18 protein-coding genes are annotated in these 24,360 nt (G+C 27.9%); 6 read left to right on the top strand and 12 right to left on the bottom strand.

Annotation, left to right across the window (positions count from 1 at the left end; all coding sequences use genetic code 11):
- Positions 1-26 precede the first annotated feature (26 nt).
- On the bottom strand, positions 27-1,355 hold the full coding sequence (locus R3342_RS09300) for a deoxyguanosinetriphosphate triphosphohydrolase (protein ID WP_318939760.1): 1,329 nt from the start codon (positions 1,353-1,355) through the stop codon (positions 27-29).
- A gap of 146 nt (positions 1,356-1,501) precedes the next feature.
- On the opposite strand from R3342_RS09300, the gene R3342_RS09295 reads away from it, so the two are divergent.
- The 3 genes from R3342_RS09295 (at position 1,502) to R3342_RS09285 (ending at position 6,268) form a co-directional block, all read left to right on the top strand.
- Positions 1,502-1,894, top strand: coding sequence for a carboxypeptidase-like regulatory domain-containing protein (locus R3342_RS09295; RefSeq protein ID WP_318939759.1), 393 nt, complete (start codon positions 1,502-1,504; stop codon positions 1,892-1,894).
- Positions 1,895-2,116: 222 nt separating this feature from the next.
- Complete coding sequence (locus R3342_RS09290; protein ID WP_318939758.1) at positions 2,117-3,355, top strand: hypothetical protein; 1,239 nt, start codon at positions 2,117-2,119, stop codon at positions 3,353-3,355.
- 84 nt (positions 3,356-3,439) lie between these two features.
- Positions 3,440-6,268 (top strand): TonB-dependent receptor, encoded by a 2,829-nt coding sequence (locus R3342_RS09285; protein WP_318939757.1) that lies wholly within the window; start codon positions 3,440-3,442, stop codon positions 6,266-6,268.
- 85 nt (positions 6,269-6,353) lie between these two features.
- On the opposite strand, the gene R3342_RS09280 is transcribed toward R3342_RS09285, so the two are convergent.
- Positions 6,354-6,704: a hypothetical protein gene (locus R3342_RS09280; RefSeq protein WP_318939756.1), complete on the bottom strand. Its 351-nt coding sequence runs from the start codon at positions 6,702-6,704 to the stop codon at positions 6,354-6,356.
- Between the two features lie 660 nt (positions 6,705-7,364).
- Here R3342_RS09280 and R3342_RS09275 point away from each other — a divergent pair.
- Positions 7,365-9,638 (top strand): inorganic phosphate transporter, encoded by a 2,274-nt coding sequence (locus tag R3342_RS09275; RefSeq protein WP_318939755.1) that lies wholly within the window; start codon positions 7,365-7,367, stop codon positions 9,636-9,638.
- A 72-nt stretch (positions 9,639-9,710) separates the two neighbouring features.
- Here the strand turns inward: R3342_RS09275 and R3342_RS09270 are convergent, their stop codons facing one another.
- From R3342_RS09270 to R3342_RS09230, 9 genes are all read right to left on the bottom strand, one after another.
- The gene (locus R3342_RS09270; protein WP_318939754.1) at positions 9,711-12,092 is read right to left on the bottom strand and encodes a ribonucleoside-diphosphate reductase subunit alpha; all 2,382 of its coding nucleotides are present in this window, start codon (positions 12,090-12,092) and stop codon (positions 9,711-9,713) included.
- Positions 12,093-12,213: 121 nt separating this feature from the next.
- Positions 12,214-13,185, bottom strand: a complete 972-nt coding sequence (locus R3342_RS09265) for a ribonucleotide-diphosphate reductase subunit beta (protein ID WP_318939753.1) — start codon at positions 13,183-13,185, stop codon at positions 12,214-12,216.
- 402 nt (positions 13,186-13,587) lie between these two features.
- A complete protein-coding gene (locus tag R3342_RS09260; RefSeq protein WP_318939752.1) occupies positions 13,588-14,538 on the bottom strand; it encodes a hypothetical protein in 951 nt (316 codons plus the stop codon).
- A gap of 34 nt (positions 14,539-14,572) precedes the next feature.
- The gene (locus tag R3342_RS09255) at positions 14,573-16,312 is read right to left on the bottom strand and encodes a carboxypeptidase-like regulatory domain-containing protein (protein ID WP_318939751.1); all 1,740 of its coding nucleotides are present in this window, start codon (positions 16,310-16,312) and stop codon (positions 14,573-14,575) included.
- Positions 16,299-17,399, bottom strand: coding sequence for a hypothetical protein (locus R3342_RS09250; protein ID WP_318939750.1), 1,101 nt, complete (start codon positions 17,397-17,399; stop codon positions 16,299-16,301). The genes R3342_RS09255 and R3342_RS09250 overlap by 14 nt, the downstream gene beginning before the upstream one ends.
- Positions 17,400-17,433: 34 nt before the next feature.
- Positions 17,434-18,282, bottom strand: a complete 849-nt coding sequence (locus R3342_RS09245) for a hypothetical protein (RefSeq protein WP_318939749.1) — start codon at positions 18,280-18,282, stop codon at positions 17,434-17,436.
- 17 nt (positions 18,283-18,299) lie between these two features.
- Positions 18,300-19,583 (bottom strand): OmpA family protein, encoded by a 1,284-nt coding sequence (locus R3342_RS09240; RefSeq protein WP_318939748.1) that lies wholly within the window; start codon positions 19,581-19,583, stop codon positions 18,300-18,302.
- Between the two features lie 176 nt (positions 19,584-19,759).
- On the bottom strand, positions 19,760-21,358 hold the full coding sequence (locus R3342_RS09235) for a tetratricopeptide repeat protein (protein ID WP_318939747.1): 1,599 nt from the start codon (positions 21,356-21,358) through the stop codon (positions 19,760-19,762).
- Between the two features lie 93 nt (positions 21,359-21,451).
- A complete protein-coding gene (locus R3342_RS09230; RefSeq protein ID WP_318939746.1) occupies positions 21,452-22,015 on the bottom strand; it encodes a DUF3109 family protein in 564 nt (187 codons plus the stop codon).
- Between the two features lie 91 nt (positions 22,016-22,106).
- On the opposite strand from R3342_RS09230, the gene R3342_RS09225 reads away from it, so the two are divergent.
- Complete coding sequence (locus tag R3342_RS09225) at positions 22,107-22,688, top strand: MarC family protein (protein WP_318939745.1); 582 nt, start codon at positions 22,107-22,109, stop codon at positions 22,686-22,688.
- 18 nt (positions 22,689-22,706) lie between these two features.
- Positions 22,707-23,318: an FAD-dependent oxidoreductase gene (locus tag R3342_RS09220; RefSeq protein ID WP_318939744.1), complete on the top strand. Its 612-nt coding sequence runs from the start codon at positions 22,707-22,709 to the stop codon at positions 23,316-23,318.
- A 67-nt stretch (positions 23,319-23,385) separates the two neighbouring features.
- Here the strand turns inward: R3342_RS09220 and R3342_RS09215 are convergent, their stop codons facing one another.
- On the bottom strand, positions 23,386-24,327 hold the full coding sequence (locus R3342_RS09215) for a toxin-antitoxin system YwqK family antitoxin (RefSeq protein ID WP_318939743.1): 942 nt from the start codon (positions 24,325-24,327) through the stop codon (positions 23,386-23,388).
- Positions 24,328-24,360 lie beyond the last annotated feature (33 nt).

The raw sequence follows: 24,360 nt of genomic DNA, 5'->3' as shown, positions 1-24,360 counted from the left end.
ATATAGGTTTTGGGTATTTATTAATGTTATTTTTTTACTTTATGATATAATTGTAAGGCAAATCCATCCGATAAACTTGCTACAAAATTACATACAGTTAAAATTCTATCATACAATGATTTATCTTTACTTGTAAGGCATGGTGATAAAGATATAATTAATTTATCATAGTTAGACTCTTTACCTTCAAATTGGTTATTAATTGCAGTTAAAAAAACATCTAATAGTTTATAGATAACACTATAACCAACTATTTCTTTTTCAATTACTTGACTACTCCTATAAATTTTTTCTACACTGATTTTTATGATATCATTAATTTGTGCTTCGTACTTACATTTATCTAACAAAGCAAATGGGTAGTCTCCATTTAAAATACTTGTTTCATTTTCTAGAAATATTTTTGATGCTTCATTTATTAACGTTCCAATTGCTAAAGCTCGTAAATAACTTAATCTATCTTTTTTATTAGGTAGATTATAATATTTTTCAGTGTTAATGGTGTCTTTTACTAATTTAATTAAATACTCTAAAGCAAAATCTTCATCAATTAATCCTAAATTAATACCATCCTCAAAATCAATTATAGTATAACAAATATCATCAGCAGCTTCTACTAAATAGGCAAGTGGATGTCTTTTATATGCAATTTCATCATTATTTCTTGATTCCATTAAACCTAATTCTTTAGCTAATTCGTTAAAAAAAGGTAAATCGGATTGAAAAACTCCAAATTTTTTATCTGCAATTTCATTGGTGGGCTTTTTAGGAAGAGATTCTTTAGGATATTTAATAAAACTTCCCAAAGTTGCGTAAGACAAGCGTAATCCGCCATTAACACCATTTTTACTTTCTGTTAAAATTTTAAAACCGTTAGCATTTCCTTCAAAATCAATTAAATCTTGCCATTGTTTTTTGGTGAGTTCACTTTTATATTTTTGTCCATTCCCATTTTTAAAATATTCTCCTATTGCTTTTTCTCCACTATGTCCAAAAGGTGGGTTTCCAATATCATGAGCTAATGCTGCACTAGCTACAATTGCCCCAAAATCATTCATTTTATATCCTTTTTCTACTAAAATTGGATATTTTTTAAGCAATTGTTCCCCTACTATTCGTCCTAATGAGCGCGCCACAACACTAACTTCAAGGCTATGTGTTAACCTTGTATGCACAAAATCAGTTTTAGATAATGGCACTACTTGAGTTTTATCTTGTAAACTTCTAAAAGAATCCGAAAAAATAATTCTGTCGTAATCTACCTCAAACCCCAAACGAGTTTCATCTTGATCTATACGGTTCCTATTCTCTTTATCTCCAAAACGTTTTAATGAAAGTAATTGTTCCCAATTCATACTATAATTTATTTGCTGCAATATACTTATTTATTTAAAGTTTTTAAATTGAGAAATTACCCTTTAGAATATTTAAATGTTAATTTTAATTTAACTATTACTTAACATTAATACATTTTATTTGCATCAATTAATTTACACTTAAAATGAAATTAAAATTATTAGTGTTTTTTGTATTTATATCAGCCTCTTTTTATGGGCAATCTTTTAAAGAAGAAGATTCTTTTTTCTCTGATATTCATAAAAAAGGTGAAGTTAAAGGTAAAGTAATAGCTTCTGACGCTAATAATGACCCTTTAATATTTGCAAATATTACTGTTAAAGAATTAAATTTAACAACTACTTCAGATACTAATGGAAATTTCTCTTTTAAATTAGAGCCTGGTAATTATACACTTTTATTCGATTTTATTGGTTATAAATCCAAAAAATTAAATGTAGTAATAACCTCTAATAACACAACTGTTTGTAATGGAACCTTGAATGCTTTAACTATGAATTCAGACATAGTTATGAGTAGTGTAGAAAAGCAACATTAGTTTATATTCTTCCTTTTATTACAGCCTTACAAATTAAATTTTTATTTAAATAAATCATTGATTATTAATAATTTACATGCTGTTACCATATTGTTAATATTAATTTATTGTTTTAACAATTTGATAATATTAGAAAAGGTACACTTAACTTTTAGATAAAATTTCATCGTTTCATTCCATCTATTTTTGTCGAAAATAAATTTAACAATAAATTTTAAAAAAATGAAAAAACTGTTTATTCTATTATTTGTAGCAAATGCTATTTTAACTTCTTGTTCAAATAATAATGATAGCCCAATAATTGATACAACACCAGCTGGTGCTTCTGAAGAAAATGTATCAGGTTTAGTTACTACAAACACAACTTGGACAAACGACAAAATCTGGGTTTTAAATGGTAAAGTGGTTGTTGATGACGGCGTTACTTTAACTATTGAACCAGGGACTATTATTAAAGGTAAAGAAGGTTCAGGATCTTTAGCATCTGCATTAATAATTGCAAGAGGAGGAAAAATAAATGCTGTTGGAACAGCTGATAGCCCTATTATTTTTACATCAATTAATGATAATATTGAAATAGGACAAAAAGAAGGTACAAATTTAACTGTAGCAGACAACTCTTTATGGGGTGGAGTTCTTATTTTAGGAAAAGCTAAAGGTTCATTTAGTGGTGACGTTTCAGAATTTCAAATAGAAGGAATTCCTGCAAGTGATTCTTTTGGATTATATGGTGGTAACGATGATACTGATAATTCAGGTGATTTTGAATACGTTTCAATTCGTCACGGTGGTGCAGAAATAGGAGCTGGTAATGAAATTAACGGTTTAACTTTAGGTGCTGTTGGTAGTGGAACTACTATTAAAAATATTGAAATTGTTGGTAACTTAGACGATGGAATCGAGTTTTTTGGTGGAACTGTAAGTCCTTCTAACATTATTGTTTGGGGTCAAGGTGATGACGGTTTAGATATAGACCAAGCTTATTCTGGAACTATTAGCAATTCAATGGTTATTTTAGGAGACACTTCAGATAGTGCTTTAGAAATTGATGGAGGTGAAGGTAGCTACCAAGCACAATTTACTTTAAACAATATTACTTTAAGAGGAAATCAAAATGCTCCAGGCGGAAAATATTGCGATTTAAGAAGTGATGCTCAAGGTACATTAAACAATATTTACGCTTATGATTTTCAAACAACTTCGTATGTTAGATTAAAACAGGATAATGTTGCTGATAATTATGTAAATAATTTAATTACATTTTCAAACTGGGAAATTGCTTTACCTACTGGTGTTGCTATAACTGATATTTTCCAAGATCATTCAACTTCACAAGTTGCTGCAAGTATCGCTACTGATGCAACTAACTGGACTACAGCAGTAACTGCTGGTAGCGAAACTGTTGGAGCTGATACATCTGTATTTACTTGGACATATGCATATGCACATAACGCTTATTAGTAGTAAAATTCAAATAATTACATTATTAATTGCTTGCCTTTTTCAAGGCAAGCAATTTGTATATTAAAATTATAAATATTTAAAATGCAAAAAAAGTACAAATTATTAGCAATCGGTTTATTCATTAGCTTATTTGGTTGGTCACAAACAGGTAAGTTAACCGGAAAAGTTATTGATGGTGATTCTAACGAAACTTTAGCTTTTGCCAATATTCTAGCTAAAGGAACAACAAAAGGAATTACTTCAGATTTTGAAGGTAATTATGAATTAAAATTAGCACCTGGAACTTATACTATTTCTTTTTCATTTTTAGGTTATGAAACTAAAGATATAACTGGGGTTATAATAAAAGAAGGTGAAAATACAAATTTAGATGTTATTTTAAATCCGGCTGGTATTAGCTTTGACACTGTGGTTATTACCGCAAAAAAAGCGCGTAATACAGAAACAGCTATTTTAAATGTGCAAAAAAAATCTGTTAACTTAATGGATGGTATTTCTGCACAAACCTTTCAAAAATTATCCGTTAGCAATGTTGCTTCTGCAGTAAAAAATGTTCCTGGAGTTTCTGTTCAAGGTTCTAAATATGTTTATGTAAGAGGATTGGGAGATAGATATACTAAATCTATTTTAAATGGTGTTGATATTCCTGGGTTAGATCCTGATAGAAATACTGTTCAGTTAGATATTTTTCCAACGTATATTATTGATAACGTTCAAATATTAAAATCATCAACAGCTGATTATCCTGCAGATTTTACTGGAGGAATGGTAAACATTATCACTAAAGATTTACCTAATAAAAAAACATCTAGTTTAAGCATAGGAGGAAGTTATAATCCTGACATGCATTTTAATAAAAACTATTTAAAATATAAAGGTTCAAGTACTGACTTTTTAGGATTTGACAACGGCTCAAGAGATTTACCTATTTCTAGAAGTCAAGTAATTCCTGGTGCTTTTTCAAAAAACCCTGCATTAACAGCTATTACTAAAAGATTCGATCCTAACTTAAAAGCTCAAAAAGCGACTAGTGGAATGGATTTTAGTATGGCGTACACAACTGGAAATCAATATGACGTTGGTGAAAGTAACAAGCTAGGATATTTAGTATCTGTTTCTTATAAAAATAAAACTACTTTTTATAAAAATTACGAACGTGGATTTTACAGAAAATTTGCAGATAAATCGGTAAATGAGCTTGATTTTTCAGAAAATCAAATTGGTGATTTAGGTAAAAATGAAGTCTTAGTTAGTGGTTTAGCTGGATTAACTTTTAAAACTGAAAAAAGCAAATACCGTTTGAATTTAATCCACATACAAAATGGGGAATCAACTGCTGGTTATTTTAAACAAGTTAAAAACTTTTCGGATGCAGTAACTATTTTTAAAGACAATTTGCAATATACTCAACGTTCTATTTCAAATGCGCTTTTGTCTGGTAAACACTCCAATGACGATGCATCATTTATTATAGATTGGAAACTATCGCCAACTTATTCATTTATTCAAGATAAAGATGCTCGTGTTACGCCTTTTCAATTTGATGAGGCAACAAGTACTTACTCTATAAGACCTAGTTCTGCTGGAAGTCCAAGAAGAATTTGGAGAACACTTGAAGAAATTAATGCGGTTTCAAAAGTAGATTTCACTTTAAAGCACCAATTATTTGATAAAGATGCTAAGTTTTTATTTGGTACAAGCTATACTTACAAACATCGTAATTTTAGTATTGATGATTACTTTTTATTATTAAGAGGTTCTGCTGGAGAAGCCTTTAATGGAAATGCAGATTTATTACTTACAGATGCAAATATTTATGATGCAAATACTGGTAATGGAACTTATGTTAAAGGTAATTATGAGCCTTCAAACACTTATGAATCTTATAATAATAATTTTGCTGGTTACTTATCAGAATCATTTACGCTATTTGAAAAGTTAAAAGCTATTATAGGCGTTAGAGTTGAAAAATTTGAACAATATTATACTGGTCAAAATAATAGCGGTTCTATTATATATAATAATGTAAAAACTATTGATAAGTTTGATTTATTCCCTTCAAGTAATTTTATCTATAGTTTAAATGATGACACTAATTTACGCGTTTCGTATGCTAGAACAGTTGCTCGTCCATCATTTAAAGAAGCTTCTATTACTCAAATTTTTGATCCTATTACCAATTTAACTTTTAATGGTAATATAGATTTACAACCTTCTTATATTAACAATTTTGATATTAGATTTGAAAAATTTGGAGATAAAGCTCAACTAGTTGCGTTATCTGCTTTTTATAAAAACTTTAAAGATCCTATTGAATTGGCTTTCTTTAGTGCTTCTGCTCCAGATAATTTACAGCCTAGAAATATTGGTTCTGCAAATGTTTATGGTGCTGAAATTGATATTAGAAAAAACTTAAGCTTCTTAGGCGAAAAATTAGAGAATTTTAATATTAATTTTAACGCATCACTTATAAAATCTCGTCAAGAAATGGATAAAAGTCCTAATGGAGAATACGAGTCTAAATTGTTAAACTTAAGAGATGGTGAAACATTATCAGATAAAAGAGATTTACAAGGTCAATCTCCTTACCTTATTAATACTGGTTTAAGTTACCACAATGAAGATAAAGGTGTACAAGCTGGTTTGTTTTATAATGTGCAAGGAAAATCGTTAGAAGTAGTTGGTATTGGAGCAATTCCAGATGTGTACACAATGCCTTTTAATAGTTTAAATTTTACATTTAGCAAAGCTTTTGGAGAGGATCAAAAATCGAGCATAAATATTAAAATTGATAATATTTTAAATAATGATAGAGAAAGTCATTATCAATCTTATAAAGCTCACGATCAAATTTTCTCAAAAATGCATATTGGCCAAGCATTTTCAGTTGGCTACAGCGTGAAGTTTTAATATTCTGTATATTTAAATATAAAAAAATCAGACTATAAATAGTCTGATTTTTTTTTGTTAAATAAAGTTTGATTTAAAATTTACTTTAGTTTACTACTAAAGCTTTCTCTTCTACACCAATTAACTTATTATCTTTATAGGTAACAAAATTAATTTTGTCGTCTTTAAAATAAGTCCAAACACCTACTTTTTTACCTTTATCATAATAAGCTATTATGGTTTTATTTCCTTCAGTATCGTAACTAACCCACATACCTTGCAATTGATTTTTATCGTTAAAAAATCCTTCACTTTGAATTGCATTAGAGTTATCTGCAAAATAATATGTTGCCTTTATTAAGTTATTACTTACTTTTTTATACTCAACATGTTGTTGTCCTTGGGAAAAAGCTGTTACACAAAATAACAAAATCACTAATTTTACTATAGCCTTCATAATTCATTTATTTTTAGTTAATTTTCAATTATAAACCAAATATATGTAATTTACCTTTTATAAACCATTTCTTAACATTAAATTTACATTAAGTTTTTAAAAAACTGATTTTCATCATAATATGGTTATTTATTTTAGAAGAAATGATACTATGTTTTTGTATAAATTAACTTATTGGTTTTAAATATTAGAAATTATCTTTTTTCTCATTCTAAAATAAAAAGGTTGAAATACGCTTATTAATTTTTAAATTTTAATAAAACACCAAAAAATTAAGCGCTATTTTAAAAAATTATTTCACAAAATAGTATTCTATAATCTTGATTATCAATAAAGTTTAAAATATGATTTAGTGTCTAAAATATTCAATAAAGCATTATGTGTTTTATGACTAAATTTATTATAAATTTGTGTAAACAATAATATAAATAGTATTGTTTATTGGTTTTAAATCATCGTTTAATGTTAATTTAAATTTTCGTGATTATTATTTACAATGTTTATTAATATCCTTAAAAATATCACTTTATATTTAATGCTGATATTTAACAATAATAATAATGGGATAATTTCAATAAACTCGCCTTTAAATAATAACAATTTAATAATATTGGTTTAGACTCAACTTAATACATTTGAACAAAATTTTAGATTAAAATTATGGATAATATATATTTATTAATGGTTGTTGCTTTAGCTGTTTTGGCTATTACCGACTTAATTGTTGGTGTAAGTAATGATGCCGTTAATTTTTTAAATTCTGCTATAGGATCAAAAGTGGTTTCCTTCAAAACTATTGTTCTTGTAGCAAGTGTTGGTATTGTATTTGGAGCGCTTTTTTCAAGTGGAATGATGGAGGTTGCCAGAAAAGGTATTTTTAATCCTGGAATGTTCATGTTTAGTGATATTATGATCATTTTTATGGCCGTAATGATTACCGATATATTATTACTAGATTTTTTTAACTCCTTAGGAATGCCTACTTCAACCACGGTATCAATTGTGTTTGAACTTTTAGGCGCCGCTGTAGCAATTTCATTAATAAAAATAGCCTCAAGTACTGGCGATTATTCTTCCATAGTTAAATATATAAACACTACTAAAGCTGCTCAAATTATTTTTGGAATTTTATTTTCAGTTGTTGTAGCATTTACAGTTGGTGCTGTTGTACAATTTTTATCTAGATTACTATTATCTTTTCATTATGAAAAAAAACCAACTTGGGTAAGTTCTGTATTTGGTGGTATGGCACTAACTTCAATTATTTATTTTATCCTTTTAAAAGGAATAAGAGGAAGTAATTTTGCTAATGAGAAATTAAATTTTTTAAATGGATCAACCTTAAATACCTTTTTAGATAACCACTCTATATCTATAATATTTGTAAATTTTCTTTTATGGTCACTTTTATCCTATACGGCTATAAAATTCTTTAAAATTAATATTTATAAAATTATTATTATTGTTGGTACATTTGGTTTAGCCTTAGCTTTTGCAGGAAATGATTTAGTGAATTTTATTGGTGTTCCAATTGCGGCTTGGCAATCGTTCGAAGCTTGGTCTAATGCAGCTGTTCATGTTCCAGCAGATCAATTTTCAATGAGCATTTTAAGCGCCAAAGTAGCTACACCTAATATTTTACTATTAATTGCTGGTTTAGTTATGGTGCTAACTTTATGGTTTTCTAAAAAAGCCAAAGATGTGGTTGCTACCTCAGTTAATTTAGCGCATCAAGGCGATACTGCCGAAAAGTTTCAACCAACCTTTTTATCTAGAATACTTGTTAGGGGAACTATTTTAATAGGAAAGTACACAAATGCTATTGTTCCAACAATCATTAAAAATAAAATTGACAAACAGTTTGAAAAACCAGTAATTAAATTAGCTGCAAATAAAACACATGAACTACCAGCTTTTGATTTAGTTCGTGCCTCAGTAAACTTAGTAATAGCAAGTATATTAATTTCTATTGCTACATCATACAAACTACCTCTTTCAACTACTTACGTTACTTTTATGGTTGCTATGGGTAGTTCATTAACAGATAGAGCTTGGGGTAGCGAAAGTGCTGTTTATAGAGTTTCAGGTGTGTTAAATGTTATTGGCGGATGGTTTTTTACTGCAATTAGTGCTTTTATTGCTTCTGGTACTATTGCTTATCTAATTAACTTAGGTGGTTCAACTATGATTGCCGTTTTATTATTTGTTGCATTTTTAATTTTACTACGCAATTCTATATCCTTCTTAAAAAGATCTAAATTAGCTAAAGATGAAGATTTCTTAAACAAAACAGAGAGTAAATCCTTAAAAGGAGTTATTGAAGAAAGCGCAGATAATATATCTAAAGTACTAAAAAGAGTTAGTAAAATTAATACAAGTACTATTCAAGGTCTTATTAATCAAGATTTAACATTATTAAAGAAATCCAAAACTTCTGTTGCAAAATTAGAAGCTGAAATTGAAGATTTACAAAATAACATTTTCTATTTTATTAAAAATTTAGATGAATCTTCTGTTAGTGCAAGTACTTTTTATATAAACGTTATTGGAGATTTGCAAGATATTGCTCAGTCAGTTTCTTTTATTTCAAAAGCTAGTCACAAACATGTGCATAATAATCATAAAAGTTTAAAGAAAAATCAAATTGCTGAATTACAAGATTTAGATTCTAAATTAAGTGATTTACTATCTAAAATTAAAGTTATTTTCGATTCGAGAACTTTTAATGAAATACCATCATTAATGAATGAAAAACAAGTTTTATTAGATGATGTTGCTGCTTCAGCTCAAAAGCAAGTAGAACGTACTAGAACAACGGAATCTAGTCCAAAAAACACAACGCTATATTTCAGTATTTTATTAGAAACTGAGGATTTAATAAAAGCTACTATGAATTTAATTGAACAATATACAGCACACAAAACAACTAAATAATAAATACTTATTTAGATAAAAAAGCCCTATTTGAAATTCAAATAGGGCTTTTTATTTAGTTTAACTTCAAATTTATGAACCACACATTAAACAATCATCTGGATTATCTTTAGATTTTAAAATCAACTCCTTTAATTCTTCAGGAGTTAAGGGTTTATCTTCTTCCTTTTTACTTTTTGAAACTGTAAACTGAATTGCATTAACCGCACTTTTTGTACGCAAATAATACATTCCTGTTTTTAATCCAGATTTCCAAGCGTAAAAATGCATAGAAGTTAATTTAGAATAGTTTGCATCTTGCATAAATAAGTTTAACGATTGAGATTGATCTACAAAATAACCTCGTTGTCTCGACATATCAATAATATCTTTCATACTCATTTCCCAAACTGTTTTATACAACTCTTTCAATTCCTGAGGAATTACATCAATATGCTGAATAGAACCATTTGCACGCATAATTTCTTCTTTCATTTCATTATTCCATAAACCTAGTTCTACTAAATCTTCTAACAAATGCTTATTTACTACAATAAATTCGCCACTTAAAACTCTTCTGGTATAAATATTTGATGTATAAGGTTCAAAAGCTTCATTATTTCCTAATATTTGAGAAGTTGAAGCAGTTGGCATTGGCGCAACTAATAATGAATTTCTTACGCCATTGGTCATTACTTTTTTACGTAAAGCTTTCCAATTCCATCTTCCACTTAAATCATCTTCTGAAACTCCCCACATATTAAACTGAAACTCTCCTTTAGACATTGGTGAACCCTTAAAACTTGAATATGGTTCTTTTAATTTAGCCATTTCCATAGATGAAGTTACTGCTGCAAAATATATGGTTTCAAAAATTTCTTGATTTAATTTTTTAGCCTCATCACTTGTAAAAGGTAATCGCAACATAATAAAAGCATCCGCTAAACCTTGAATTCCCAAACCTATTGGCCTATGACGAACATTTGAATTTTCAGCCTCTTTAACAGGATAATAATTACGATCAATTACAGTATCTAAATTTTTAGTGATTTTTTTAGTGACTTTAAAAAGTTTTTTATGGTTAAAAAATTTAACACCGTCTTTATCCTCTTCTACAAACATTGGAATTGCAATAGATGCTAAGTTACATACAGCAACCTCATCTTTTGCAGTGTATTCCATAATTTCGGTACATAAATTTGAAGAGCGGATAGTTCCTAAATTCTTTTGATTAGATTTTCTATTTGCTGCATCTTTATACAACATATACGGATTACCTGTTTCAATTTGAGCTTCTAAAATTTTCTCCCAAAGATCACGAGCTTTAATAGTTTTTCTTCCTTTTCCTACTTTTTCATATCCTGTATATAGTTTTTCAAACTCATCACCATAAGTATCAAATAAATGCGGACATTCATTTGGACACATTAATGTCCAATTACCATCTTCTTCTACTCGTTTCATAAACAAATCTGGAATCCACATTGCATAAAACAAATCACGTGCACGCATTTCTTCTTTTCCTGTGTTTTTACGTAAATCTAAAAAGTCGAAAACATCCGCATGCCAAGGCTCCATATAAATAGCAAAAGATCCTTTACGTTTTCCTCCTCCTTGATCTACATAACGAGCCGTATCATTATACACTTTTAACATTGGTACAATTCCGTTTGAAGTACCATTTGTACCTCTAATATAAGAACCGGTTGCACGAACATTATGAATAGATAAACCAATACCTCCAGCCGATTGTGAAATTTTAGCGGTTTGCTTTAAAGTATCGTATATTCCATCAATACTATCATCTTGAATTTGTAATAAAAAACAAGAAGACATTTGCGGTTTTGGCGTTCCTGAATTAAATAATGTTGGCGTTGCGTGTGTAAATATTTTTTTAGACATTAATTCATACGTTTCAATTGCTTCATCAATATCTTCTAAATGAATACCTATAGCAACACGCATTAACATATGCTGAGGACGCTCTACAATTTGTCCGTTTATTTTTAATAAATAAGAACGTTCTAAAGTTTTAAACCCAAAATAATCATAGTTAAAATCGCGATTATAAATTATAGTTGAATCTAATTTAGCTGCGTTTTCCATGATAATTTTATACGTATCATCTGCTAAAAGAGGTCCTTTTTTACCTGTGCGAGGATTTACATAATTATATAAATCCGTCATTACTTCAGAAAATGTTTTTTTAGTGTTTTTATGCAAATTAGAAACTGCTATACGAGCTGCAAGCTTAGCGTAATCTGGATGTTGAACCGTCATTGTAGCTGCAATTTCAGCCGCTAGATTATCTAATTCAGAAGTGGAAACTCCATCGTATAAACCTTCAATAACTCTCATGGCAACCTTTACAGGGTCTACCAGTTTATTTAATCCGTAACACATTTTACGAACTCTAGCTGTGATTTTATCAAACATCACAGGCTCTTTTTTCCCATCTCTTTTAAGTACAAACATAGGTTACACGTATTTTTTTAATTAGTTAATATTATAATAGCTTAGTTGTAGCTATTACTTTTTATAATTTAAATTCAATCAGGAAATCGAATTTTATTAAATTTTTGGTTATTTAAGTAAATTAGAAGTCTGCATCAAAGCTAATACTCCCTGTTCCGCCACTTTTAACACCTGCTTTTTGATATTCTGAAACTCTTTTTTCAAAGAAATTTGTTTTTCCTTCTAATGAAATCATTTCCATAAAATCAAACGGATTTGTTGCATTATATACTTTTTCACAACCGTATTCTACTAACAATCTATCCGTTACAAATTCTAAATATTGAGTCATTAATTTAGCATTCATACCAATTAAACTTACTGGTAAGGATTCCGTAATAAACTTACGTTCTATATCTAGTGCATTTACTAAAATTTCAGTAATTCTATTTTTAGGAACTTTATTTACAATATGGTTTTGGTGTAAGTGTACGGCAAAATCGGCATGTAATCCTTCATCGCGATTTATTAATTCATTTGAAAATGTTAAACCTGGTAATAATCCTCTTTTTTTCATCCAAAAAATAGAGCAAAAACTACCTGAAAAAAAGATACCTTCTACTGCAGAAAAAGCAATTAATCGCTCTGCAAAGCTGTCGCTTTCCACCCATTTTAAGGCCCAATCTGCTTTCTCTTTAATTGCTGGAAAAATTTCAATGGCTCTAAAAAGTTCATCTTTTTCTTTTTCGTTTTTAATATAAGTATCAATTAATAAAGAGTAAACTTCTGAGTGAATATTTTCCATCATTAATTGAAATCCGTAAAAGAATTTTGCTTCGGTATATTGCACTTCACTTACAAAATTTTCAGCCAAATTTTCATTTACAATACCATCTGAAGCGGCAAAAAATGCTAAAATATGTTTAATAAAATAACGTTCATCATCCGTAAGTTTTGTTTCCCAATCAATTACATCTTGATTTAAATCTATTTCTTCAGCGGTCCAAATACTTGCTTCTTGTTTTTTATACCATTCCCAAATATCTTGATGCTGAATAGGGAAGATTACGAATCTGTTTTTATTTGGTTGTAAAATAGGTTCAATAAATGACATTTATTATTTTTTAAAGGTTTAGTTAATTTTGCGATTATTTTGGCTGAATCGAGAAAAACAAATATTAGAAAAAAATACTCTAAAAAAAAGCGCACTTATTCACATTTATAAGTAAGTTTTTAACATTTTGTCATTTTATAGTATAAATTATCAATTTTATAATATATTGATTAACAGTATTTTATATTCAACAAATAATGCTTAAGCCTTAATTCTATTGAGTTTATTTTTGTGGCTTAAAAAACAAAAAGAGCACAAATTTTGTGCTCTTTTTTAATAAGGAACTAATTGCAAATTGAAATTAAATTATAAATAATGGTTTAGAGCGTTCCTTATTATTTAATCTAGTTAGTAAAATTGATTTGTGGGGAAACTAGATTTCGTTATTATTTTTTAAAACTTTTATTTTATTTCTTTAAGCGTGTATAAATTTGTAAAACCAAATGGTTCTGGAGCTTCTTTTTTCTCTATTATTTTGGCAAAAACTCCTGGCTTTTCATTTACAATCCAATATTTTATTTTATTATCATCCTCTCCATAACCTTCAACTACTGTACATTCAAAAATTCCAATAGGCGTTTTTACACTTTCTTTTCCAACCACTTTATAAATAGTTAAATTATCTTTTGGAAAGAAATTAAAATCATATTCGTAATCCTGTAAATTATTCATAAAAATAGGATCTTCGGTCATATCAATATAATCGTTTTGAAAATAGGAGAACCTTCTAACATCAATAGTTTGAGCTTCTTTATTGTAGTTTATTTTTTCGCTTTCAACCCAAGCATCTGGATCTTGTTCATCCGAAAAATTTGTTACATTGTAAACCACTTCTTTATAGTTTTTTAAGTAATTAACAATAGCATCAATTTTCCAAGGTAATTTCTCTTCTTCTTCATAATTAAAACTACCATCGGCATCTAACATGGATTCTTTTTCGTATAAAAGAATTGGCTTTTTTATGGTAATTTTTTTAATATTAGATTCAAAAGCTTTTGCATCAATTTTTTTGAAGCTCAAAATATCTCCGTCTTTATTATATTCTAAAATACTATCATTTAGTTTTAAAATTTTTGCGTCACCATTAAAATCTTTATCTAAACTGCTTTTCATTATAATTTTATGCTGTTTTTTTTGATATTTCCAAGTGCCAGCATCCATAGATTTTGAAGTTGCACTTCTGGCGGCTTTAAGATTTCCTTTCTCTGCAAAAATGAAAACAGCTTTTAAACCAGTTTCAGTATTTCCTTTATGAATAACTTGATAAAGTTGCCAGTTACCAACTATTTTAGACTCTTGTGCTTGCGCTGCAAAAGCAATTAGTAACATTAGAATTATTGTTATTTTTTTCATGATTTTATATTTTATTTTTAAGATTAATTAAATGTTATTCTTCTAGTGGTTTAAATTCTATTTTTAAAGTTGCTTGACCGGTTAAGAATATTTCCAAGGCTTCACTGTTTTTAAATTTTTCTATTTCATCACTGGTAAAATGGTATCGTTTAAAAGCCAAAGGATACCTATTTAAAGAATTTCCTCTTGTAGCGTTCCAAACTTTATCTTCTCTAGTGCCTACATCTACTTGCATCCAAAGATCTCCACTAGCATCATACATTCCATTAAGGTCAAAGTTTACATCTAAATAAATGGGGCCGTTGTTATCTTGCGAAATATTGCAAGAGTTCAATGCATCTTCACCAAGACTAACTCTAAATTTAACCATACCTTTAGTTTTATCATGTACTAAAGATTTAACCGAAATTATTTCAGGTGTTGCCGTTTCACTTTCGGGCCAACCATATAAGGTTTGCTTTCCAATACCAGGAATTATTGTTGTGTACGGTATTTTTAAAGGTTCTCCATCGGTTCCTGTTGGTTTTTCCATAGCCCCACTATTTTTATAAGCCATCACATCAAAAAACTGAGGAGTTTCATCTTCTTCAGGAAACTTTATAGTTGCTGCTCTCCACACCAATTTAACATCAGCAAAATTTGGTGCGTTATAATGAAGAAAAATATCATATTTTGAATTCTTTTTAACTAATATTTCACCTACTCTTAAATTTGGTTTTTTAGTTAAACCGGCTTGAGTTTCTGGAGCTCCTTTGGTAACTACATTATACACACCTGTTGGGACTTTAGAAAACTTAAACTTTCCATCTTCGCCGGACTTTGTTTCTTTTTCAGGCAAGCCTGAATCAGTACAAACTGGTTGTAGCTTCACTTTCTGATTTTTAACAGGTTTATGCGTTTCTTTATCTATTAAAGTTCCTGTTATTTCTCCTTCAAAAATTTCTAAATCATATTCTAAATCTTCAGGATTCCCAAAAGGGTCATAAACAATATGTTGCTCTAAAACCTGAAAGGAACCATCTAGCCAAGTAAACTGAACTTGGTAATCGCCAAGAAAAAGTTCATCAGAAAATTCAAATTCACCACCATTAACATCTGCAAACTTTTTAAATCTTGAATTTCCTGGACCTAAACGATACATTCCAATTTTACCGCAAACTTTATAATTATCATCTCTATTTATTTTCCCTTTTAAGCTTTGTGGTTTAACTTTATGATAATAATATGTTGAACTGGCATGAAAATATACCGAAACAACTTCTTTTTCCCCTGTTTTGAAGTTTGTTAAAGTTCCTTGTTTTGAAGTTTGTTTTGATAAATGAAGCCCCCAAGGTTCTGAAGTTATTTCTGGAGGCCAACCTACTGGTTTACCATTTTTAATATCGTTAAATGTAACGTTTCTATAGGGATCATAACCACAATGTCCTGCCCAAGATTTATCATCTGGCGTAGTTATTCTTTTTAAGGGCGTATTAAGGTTGAATTTAAATTGCCTACGAGCTAAATTAGTTAATTCGGTATTTAAAAAATCTTCTAATGTTTTAATAGCCCCAATAACTTGAATTTCTTGACCCGATTGATTTTTAATAATTATAGTAACGCCTCCGCTCCAAGCTACCAAATGTTTATCTGTTGGGCTTCTAAACATTTCATCAAAAAAACTATGTGGTATTTCAAATTCTAAAGCGCTTTCTTCATTTTGAGCAAATATTGTACTTACAAAAAACAATAATAATATATAGGTATATTTCTTTATAAATTTAATTTCTTGCATACGGTTTTAATTTTAAGTGTTTTGTTCTACTTGCTTTAATAAGATATATTCCAATATTGTTTTGAGGAATTATTTTTGAATTTTTATACTTAAAATCGTGTTCTGTTTCTAAAACATTTTTATAGGTGATATTATCCATATTTACGAGTGTGCTATCTTTAATTTTAAAAGCGTTTCTAGTATCAAACACAATTCCATTATTATTATACAGCTGATATTTTATATGTAAAATATTATTTTTATCAATAGCTAAAATTTGAAGTTTTCCTACATTTAGTTTTGTTGTTACAAAAAGTAAAATGTCATTCTTTTGAATATGAAATCCTTTTATATTATCTGCCTGAAATAGTAAATCTTGGCGAGCATCTAATAATTCTGTAATTTTATTTCCGTTTAAAGATTTGTATAACTTTTCTCTTTTTAACCAAATTGGATTGAATAACTTTTCCTTTATTTTAAATGAAGTATCTATTTCTACTGCAATTTTGGTTCTTTCCGGGTATAATCGTTCTCCTTTTTTAGTGGTAGCAAAATCTTCATTTTTTAATATCAACCCTTTCCAAGCGTATAAATCTTGAAACTTATCTATTTTATAATAATTAGTTACTTTTCCAAGTATATTTTTAGTTCCAGATTTTTCCGCTCCCATATATTGAGTTTCAATCCAAGAATTTTTTATTTGATAATACTGAAAATTTTCTTTGCATTTTATTCTTAAACGATATGGATCGTCATTTACTTTATTTTCTTTAATATTGAAATAATAACGATGTTCATCAAGCCACAAACGTTCTGCAATTTTTATTTTTTTTGGAAGCGGTTTACCTCCAAATTTTGAAACTTGATAGGTTTCTTCAAAAGCAACATCACCAAATTCATCCCAATAATAAATTACTTGTTCGACTATATAAGGAATTCGTTCACTAAAACTTGTTTCAACTCCATTTTCATATTTAAAAACAGAACGTGTTGAATACCTCAACTTATTATACACTATTTTACCCGATTGTATTTTATAGGGTTTAAAATCTTGTGCTTGAATTGAAACTGCTATTACAAGAAAACAATATTGAATAATCTTTCTCATTATTTTATTGGATGAAAGGTTTTAATTATTTAGTTTAATTTCCAATTCCCATTTTTGTCATTTTTTGAATCATATCATAAGTCTGATGTAATTCTTCATCACTCATATTTTTCATTTCAGGATCATTTTTAATTGCCATTTTTTTCCATTCTCCAAAACTTAGTTTACTAATTTTATGCATACTGTTTTTCAATTCATTTTTATCTTTATCTGAAATCATAGAATCTGTTGAGTTATTCATTATTTTTTGAATAGGAAAATCTGGTAATTTAAAGTTACTATCCGCAACAGAAACATTAAATTTTATACTGGTAGCTTCGGTTAATGTTTTAATTCCTAAAACTTTCATCTCCATTTTTAGCATAACACCTTTGTAAATCCATTGTTTTCCACCTAATAGTTCCCAAACTTCGCAGTTATAACCTTTATAAGTTTCATTACCTATTTTTTCCCCTCCCATAGCTTCAAGCATGTTTTTACTTTCATCAGCTGCATTTGTTTTAGATTGTTTCATCAAATCCATCATTGGATTATTTTTTAATTGTATTGTTTTATTTTTAAAATCAACCAAATAAATTTTACCATTATCTATTTTACTAATTTCATGTTTTGAAGTAGTTTCCGTTTTTTCTTTACCGAAAAACTTCATATGAGAGATTTGTGTAGATTGGTTATCTTTTAATTCTATTGCTCCCCAATTTTTAAAATATAAACTTTCAGTACCACTACCTGTTATTTTACTTCCAATAACTTTACCCGATATTGTTGTTGTGTATTTTACAACTCCTGATTTTACATTATATCGCTTTAATGTATTTTGACTGTTTCCATTGCAGCTAATTAATAGCACAAATAAGGAAAGTAATATGCTTATTCTTTTCATTTTTAATTATTTTATATTTAAAATTTTACAAATTCTACTCTACGATTATTTGCTTTTCCTTCTGGAGTGTTATTGCTATCTAGCGGCTTACTTTCTCCAAATCCTTTTGATTTTAATCTAGACGCATCTATTCCCATACTATTTAATTTTTGCATTACTGTTTTGGCTCTTGCTTCAGATAAGGTTTGGTTATGTGCTTCGTCTCCATCACTATCGGTATGCCCTTCTACACTAAAATTAAGAGATTGGTCCTTTTGCATTAACTCATAAATTTTATTGATTGGTCCCATACTTTCAGGTTTTAGCGTAGCTTTATTTACATCGAATTTAATTCCGTTTACAATAATTTTTCCATCGGTAAGTACACGATCATAATATTTTACACCACCTTTAGCAATACGAATGTTTTTTATATATTTTTCTGGGTTATTTTCTGCTCTTATTGTTAAACCTGTTGGATTCCTTTCAAAATGTGGGATGTTAATTAGTCTTGTTTCATTCATATATGCTTTTAATTTTCCTTTTGTAAAAGCAACTGAAATATGACGCCATTTTCCTTCGTGGTTTGTATTCCAATTTAAGGATTCTGTACCTGGATATCTTTTATTTGAAGAACCCATTTCTAAACCATTTACATAAATTTCTATATCACCTGTTACGCTACTTTGATTTTTATTATCATAAAAACTCAACCAATAACGGTATGGATTTTCTTCTTTAAAATAAACATCAAACTCTATGGTAAATATTTCAGGTAAATAGTCTTTATTAGAGTTTTTTAAATAAGGAACTATACTTCCTCCTTGTAAAAACATAATTACATTTTCTCCGTCTACGTTAGCAATTTCTGCATTTCCTTTAGCTAAATCCCAACGACTTGGAAACTCTCCGTTTTCTTCATCAACACTTGGCGAATCTTCAAAAATTACGGTATCTCCAGGCACAAAATCAAACTTACTCCATACTACAGTAGGTTTATTAATGGTTTTATTAGTTTCGTTTGCATTAGTTGAATTAGCTTTTTGTTTAACATCTTGATTTGTATTGTTAACTTCTTTTTTATTTTTTTTACCTTTACCATCTAACCCTTCTTCAGCTTTGTCAAATTTTTTATCAATGCTTTTATCTAATCTTTTTTCTGATCTTTTTTCTGCTTCTTTATTAATTTTTTCTTTTGCATGTTTAGCTAATTTTTTAAAAAATTGCGCATCTATATTTTGAGGTATAAAAAAGAATACACTAAATATTATTAGTAGTTTAAAAAGAATAGGCGTTTTAAAATTAAATGGCTGTTTTTTCATGATTTTTTATTTTTAAAATTTAGCTTTTATTGTGTTCTAATTTTGAGGCTAAATTATGTTCAAAAACAAAAAATTACTTCATAAAAAAGTATGATTCTATTCACCCAAAAAGGTGATTTATAAAATAAAAAGTATTGATAATTAGGTGTTGATAAAAATAATGATGTTTTTAAGTGCTAAACATCTGTTATTTTTTTAATAGCTTGAATTCTATTTTTTACATCTAACTTAATGTAGATATTTTTAATATGTGTTTTTACTGTATTTTTAGATACGAACATTTTTTCAGCAATTTCATCATTTGAAAAACCTTTTGAAATAAAATTAAACACTTCTGTTTCTCTTTTAGAAAGTCCAAATTCATTAAATTTTTCTGTTAAATCTTCATTTTTAATTGCTGTATTGTTATTTGCCGTGTCTTTTAACTCCTTAATTTGATGGATATAATTTTGTAATTCTGAGTTTTTATTTTCCAATTCTAAATCAGAATTTTTTCTATATAAAAAAAGTAAAACAGACAAGGTTACAATAACCAAAATGCTAGATACAGAAATGTAAATAATTCTTTTAAAATTAGTTTTTGCCTTGTTTTGATTTACTTCATTATCCTTGGCTAATTCTTTTATTTTTTTATCTTTTTTAGCCGTTTCATACTCAATTTGAGTGCTTATAATGTTTTTTTGAGAAGCTTCATTTACAATACTATCTTTAAACGAAGATGCTGTTTTATAAGCATTTAATGCTTTTTTATAGTCATTAACTTTAGTGTAATAATCTACCAAAGTATTGTAACCTAATGCAATGTTTTCTTTTGATTTTATAGATTTTGCATTTTTTAAACCTAAAGTTATGTTATCAAAAGATTCATGATATTTGCCTGTATATAACTGGTTTTTACCAATATTTATTAAAGTATTGCTTAAATATCTAATATTATTTTCTTTTGTAAATAGAGGTATTGCTTTTTTGTAATAATCCGTAGATTTTTTATAGTCTTCTTTTTTCTGAAAAAGCAATCCTAATAAATTATATCTAATGGCTTCACTTCTTTTATGTTTATACTTTTTAGTTAAATTTAATGCTTTATTTATGTAATAATATGCTGAATCAAATTCTTTTTTATATAAAAAGACTTCTCCTAAATTTGATAAACTGTATTCTTGCCCTCTAATGTTTTTAGATTTAAAATCTAATGCATAAACTCTTTTAAAATAATATAAGGCTTTATCATATTCTTCCGTGTCAATAAATACATTTCCAATTCCGCTAAGCGCAATAGTTATACTTCTATTATGTTTAAATTTTTCAGATAGTTTTAGCGCTTGAAAATAATATTCGAAGGACTCTTTTTCTAGATTAAGTTTATGATAAGTAACGCCTAAATTATTTAAACACTTAATTTTAAGAAGTGTATCTGTAGTTTTATTTAAATAGTTTAATGCTCTTTTATGAAAGGTTACTGAATTGGTATAATCAAATTGTTTTCTTGCGTAATATCCTTTTCTATCATAACATTCTGCCAATCCATCTAAATAATAAATTTTTTCAGAAATTTTTAAAGCTTCATTAATTATATCGTTATTAATCTGTTTTTCTTTAGCTGTTTTTTTATACAAATTAATTAAATCTCTAACTTTATTAATATTGTTAGGCTTTGCTTTTAAAGCTACAAACAAGCTATCATTTTCTTTGTTTTTTGAATGGAATTCTTGACTAAAAATACTAATTGAAAATAATAAAAATAGTATGGAAACAAAGGAGTTTTTTTTATTCATAGCTTTATGGTTAATCTTTGCTAAAGTTAAAAAACAAAGACAGTACTTTAATAAAAAGTGGGTAACAATTGATACATATAACGTTTTGTTAACCTATTTATAATTTTCTGCTACTTTTTCAAGTTCAGAATACCAATCTTCACCAAATTTTCTAATAAGTGCTTTCTTAACAAATTTATAAACTGGCACTTGCAATTCTTTCCCTAAAGTACAAGCATCGTCACAAATTGGCCAATGATGGTAATTTACTGCCGAAAACTCGCTATATTCCATAATACGAATTGGGTACAAATGACATGAAATTGGTTTCTTCCATTTAATTTTTCCGGCATTATATGCTTCTTCTATACCACATTTGGCTATTTTATTATCATCAAATATTACAAATGCACAATCTTTTTCATCAATTAAAGGAGTTTCATATTCTCCTTCATTGGTAATAAAAAGCCCTTGATCTTCTATTGCTTTTATTCCTTCGGGTCTTAAAAATGGTTTTACTTTTGGATAAATATCCAACAATATTTGAAGTTCTTCCTCTTCTAGCGGAGCTCCTGCTTCTCCATCAATACAACACTTTCCTTTACACGCTGATAAATTACAGACAAAATCCTTTTCTATAATATCTTCTGAAACTATGGTTTTTCCTAATTGAAACATGCTGCAAAAATAAACTATTTTTTTACATTAAATTTGTATTAGTTTAGTATTGAATTATATACTTTTGCCAATCGTTTTTAAATTCATTGTAATGAATATAGATTTTAAAGAAATTTTTAGTGCAACCATGGTTTTGTTTGCTGTAATTGATATTGTAGGAAATATTCCTATTATAATTGAATTACGTAAAAAAGTAGGGCATATACAATCTGAAAAAGCATCCTTAATTGCCGGTTTAATATTAATTTCATTTTTGTTTTTAGGAAAAAGTATTTTAAATATAATTGGCATTGATATACATTCATTTGCTGTTGCTGGTTCTTTTATTTTATTTTTTTTAGCATTAGAAATGATTTTAGGTATTTCATTATATAAAGAAGAAGAAACAAATGCAATAACAGCCTCGGTTTTTCCGTTAGCATTTCCGTTAATTGCAGGCCCAGGAAGTTTAACTTCAATTTTATCATTACGAGCAGAATATAGTGCAATAAATATTGTTATTGCAATTATTATAAACATTATTATAATGTATATTGTACTTAAAACATCCTCAAAAATTGAAAAAATGATTGGCCAAAATGGAATAAAAATTATTCAAAAAATATTTGGTGTTGTATTACTAGCAATAGCAGTAAAACTATTTACATCTAACATTCAAGGATTATTTCACTAACTATAATATAAAAACATTATGAACAATTTTAATACATTAATTATAGGTGGAAGCGCAGCCGGATTATCTTCCGCTCTTATTTTAGGATCAGCTTTAAAAAAGCCTTTTGCAACCGATAAAAAGGTTGGAATAATTACACACCAAAAAAGTTCTGCGTTAAAAACTGCGGAATTAAATAATGTTTTGGGTTTTAAAAAAGGAACTAAAGGCGAAGATGTTTTAAAATTTGGTTTAAATCAACTTTCAGAAAATTACCCTGAAATAGTTCAAATAGATAAAGAAAAAGTAATTAAAATAGAAGGTGATTATCCAAATTTTAATGTAATTACTAATAAAAACTCGTATCAAACTAAAAATATTATAGTTGCCGTTGGCCCGTCTAATTTATTTAATATTGAAGGTTTAAATATATTTGTTCAGCCTCATATTAGTTTACCTCCTCAAAAGGAAAAAATAATGCTAAAAAACACCAATCATATTGTTACTAAAGGAATTTATGTTGCTGGGGTTTTAGCTGGTTGGAGAAGTCAGTTTGCTATTGCTGCTGGAAGTGGAGCTCAACTAGCCACAGATATTTTAACGGAATGGAATGATGATAAACATACTATGATTCATGACTCAATTTCATAATTATACCTAAAATTTGGTTTTATTTCTTCTATTAAACAGTGATGTTTTGAGGAGAAATAAAGCCAATTTATTCTATTTTTACTCCGTTTTTATAAACTTCTTTTTTTATTAGTTTTCCTTTTTTAGAGTAATTTTCAAAAACACCATCTCTTACATCATTTTTAAAATATCCTTTTTTTAATAGTTGACCTTTTTCATTATATTTTTCAACAGAACCTTCTAATTTATTGTTTTTATAATTAGAAATTAAAGAAGGTTTTCCATTTTTAAAATATATCTCAAATCTACCATTCTTTATACCATCTACATAACTTCCTCTTTTCATTAGTTTTCCATCTTCAAAATATATTTCCGATATTCCATCTTCCTTACCATTCTTATACGTTGTTTTTCCTCTTACTTGTCCATTTTTATAATACTCCTTAAATGGACCATCTATTTTGCCTTTTTTATAGGTAAATTTTTCAAACAATTTACCATTTTCGTAATATTGTTCAAATACGCCTTCTCTAAAACCATCTTTGTATGTTACTATATCTTTTAACTGACCACTATTATAAAATGATTTTATGGTTCCTATAGGAGAACCATTTTTCCATATAAACTTAAAATGTAAACTACCATCTTTGTAATATTCTTCTGAAATTCCATCTGGTGAAATCTCTTTCCAAGTATATCTAGAATGTAATTGTCCATTATCATAGTAACTTTCAAAAAGCCCATTTTGTTTGCCATTTTTAAAAGTTGTTTTGATTTTTAATTGACCATTACTAAAATACTCTTCTGAAAGGCCTTCTTTTGAGCCGTCTTTGACATTAAACCTAACTTTTAATTTTTTATTTGGATGATTATGATAAATTACACCAGTATATTTTTCTCCATTAAAGTAATAAATAAACTGCCCGTCTGTTTTTTTGATTTCAACATTAGAGAAAAGCACCTTGTTTTGGGAGTTTAATAAATTAACTGTTAAAAGTCCAATTAATATAATAAGAATTGAATTTTTCATAATTTCAAATTTTAAAATAATTCAATTTTTGAA

This window comes from Lutibacter sp. (assembly GCF_033723435.1).
Classification (GTDB): Bacteria; Bacteroidota; Bacteroidia; order Flavobacteriales; family Flavobacteriaceae; genus Lutibacter.
This window is presented reverse-complemented; position numbering and strand designations above follow the sequence as displayed.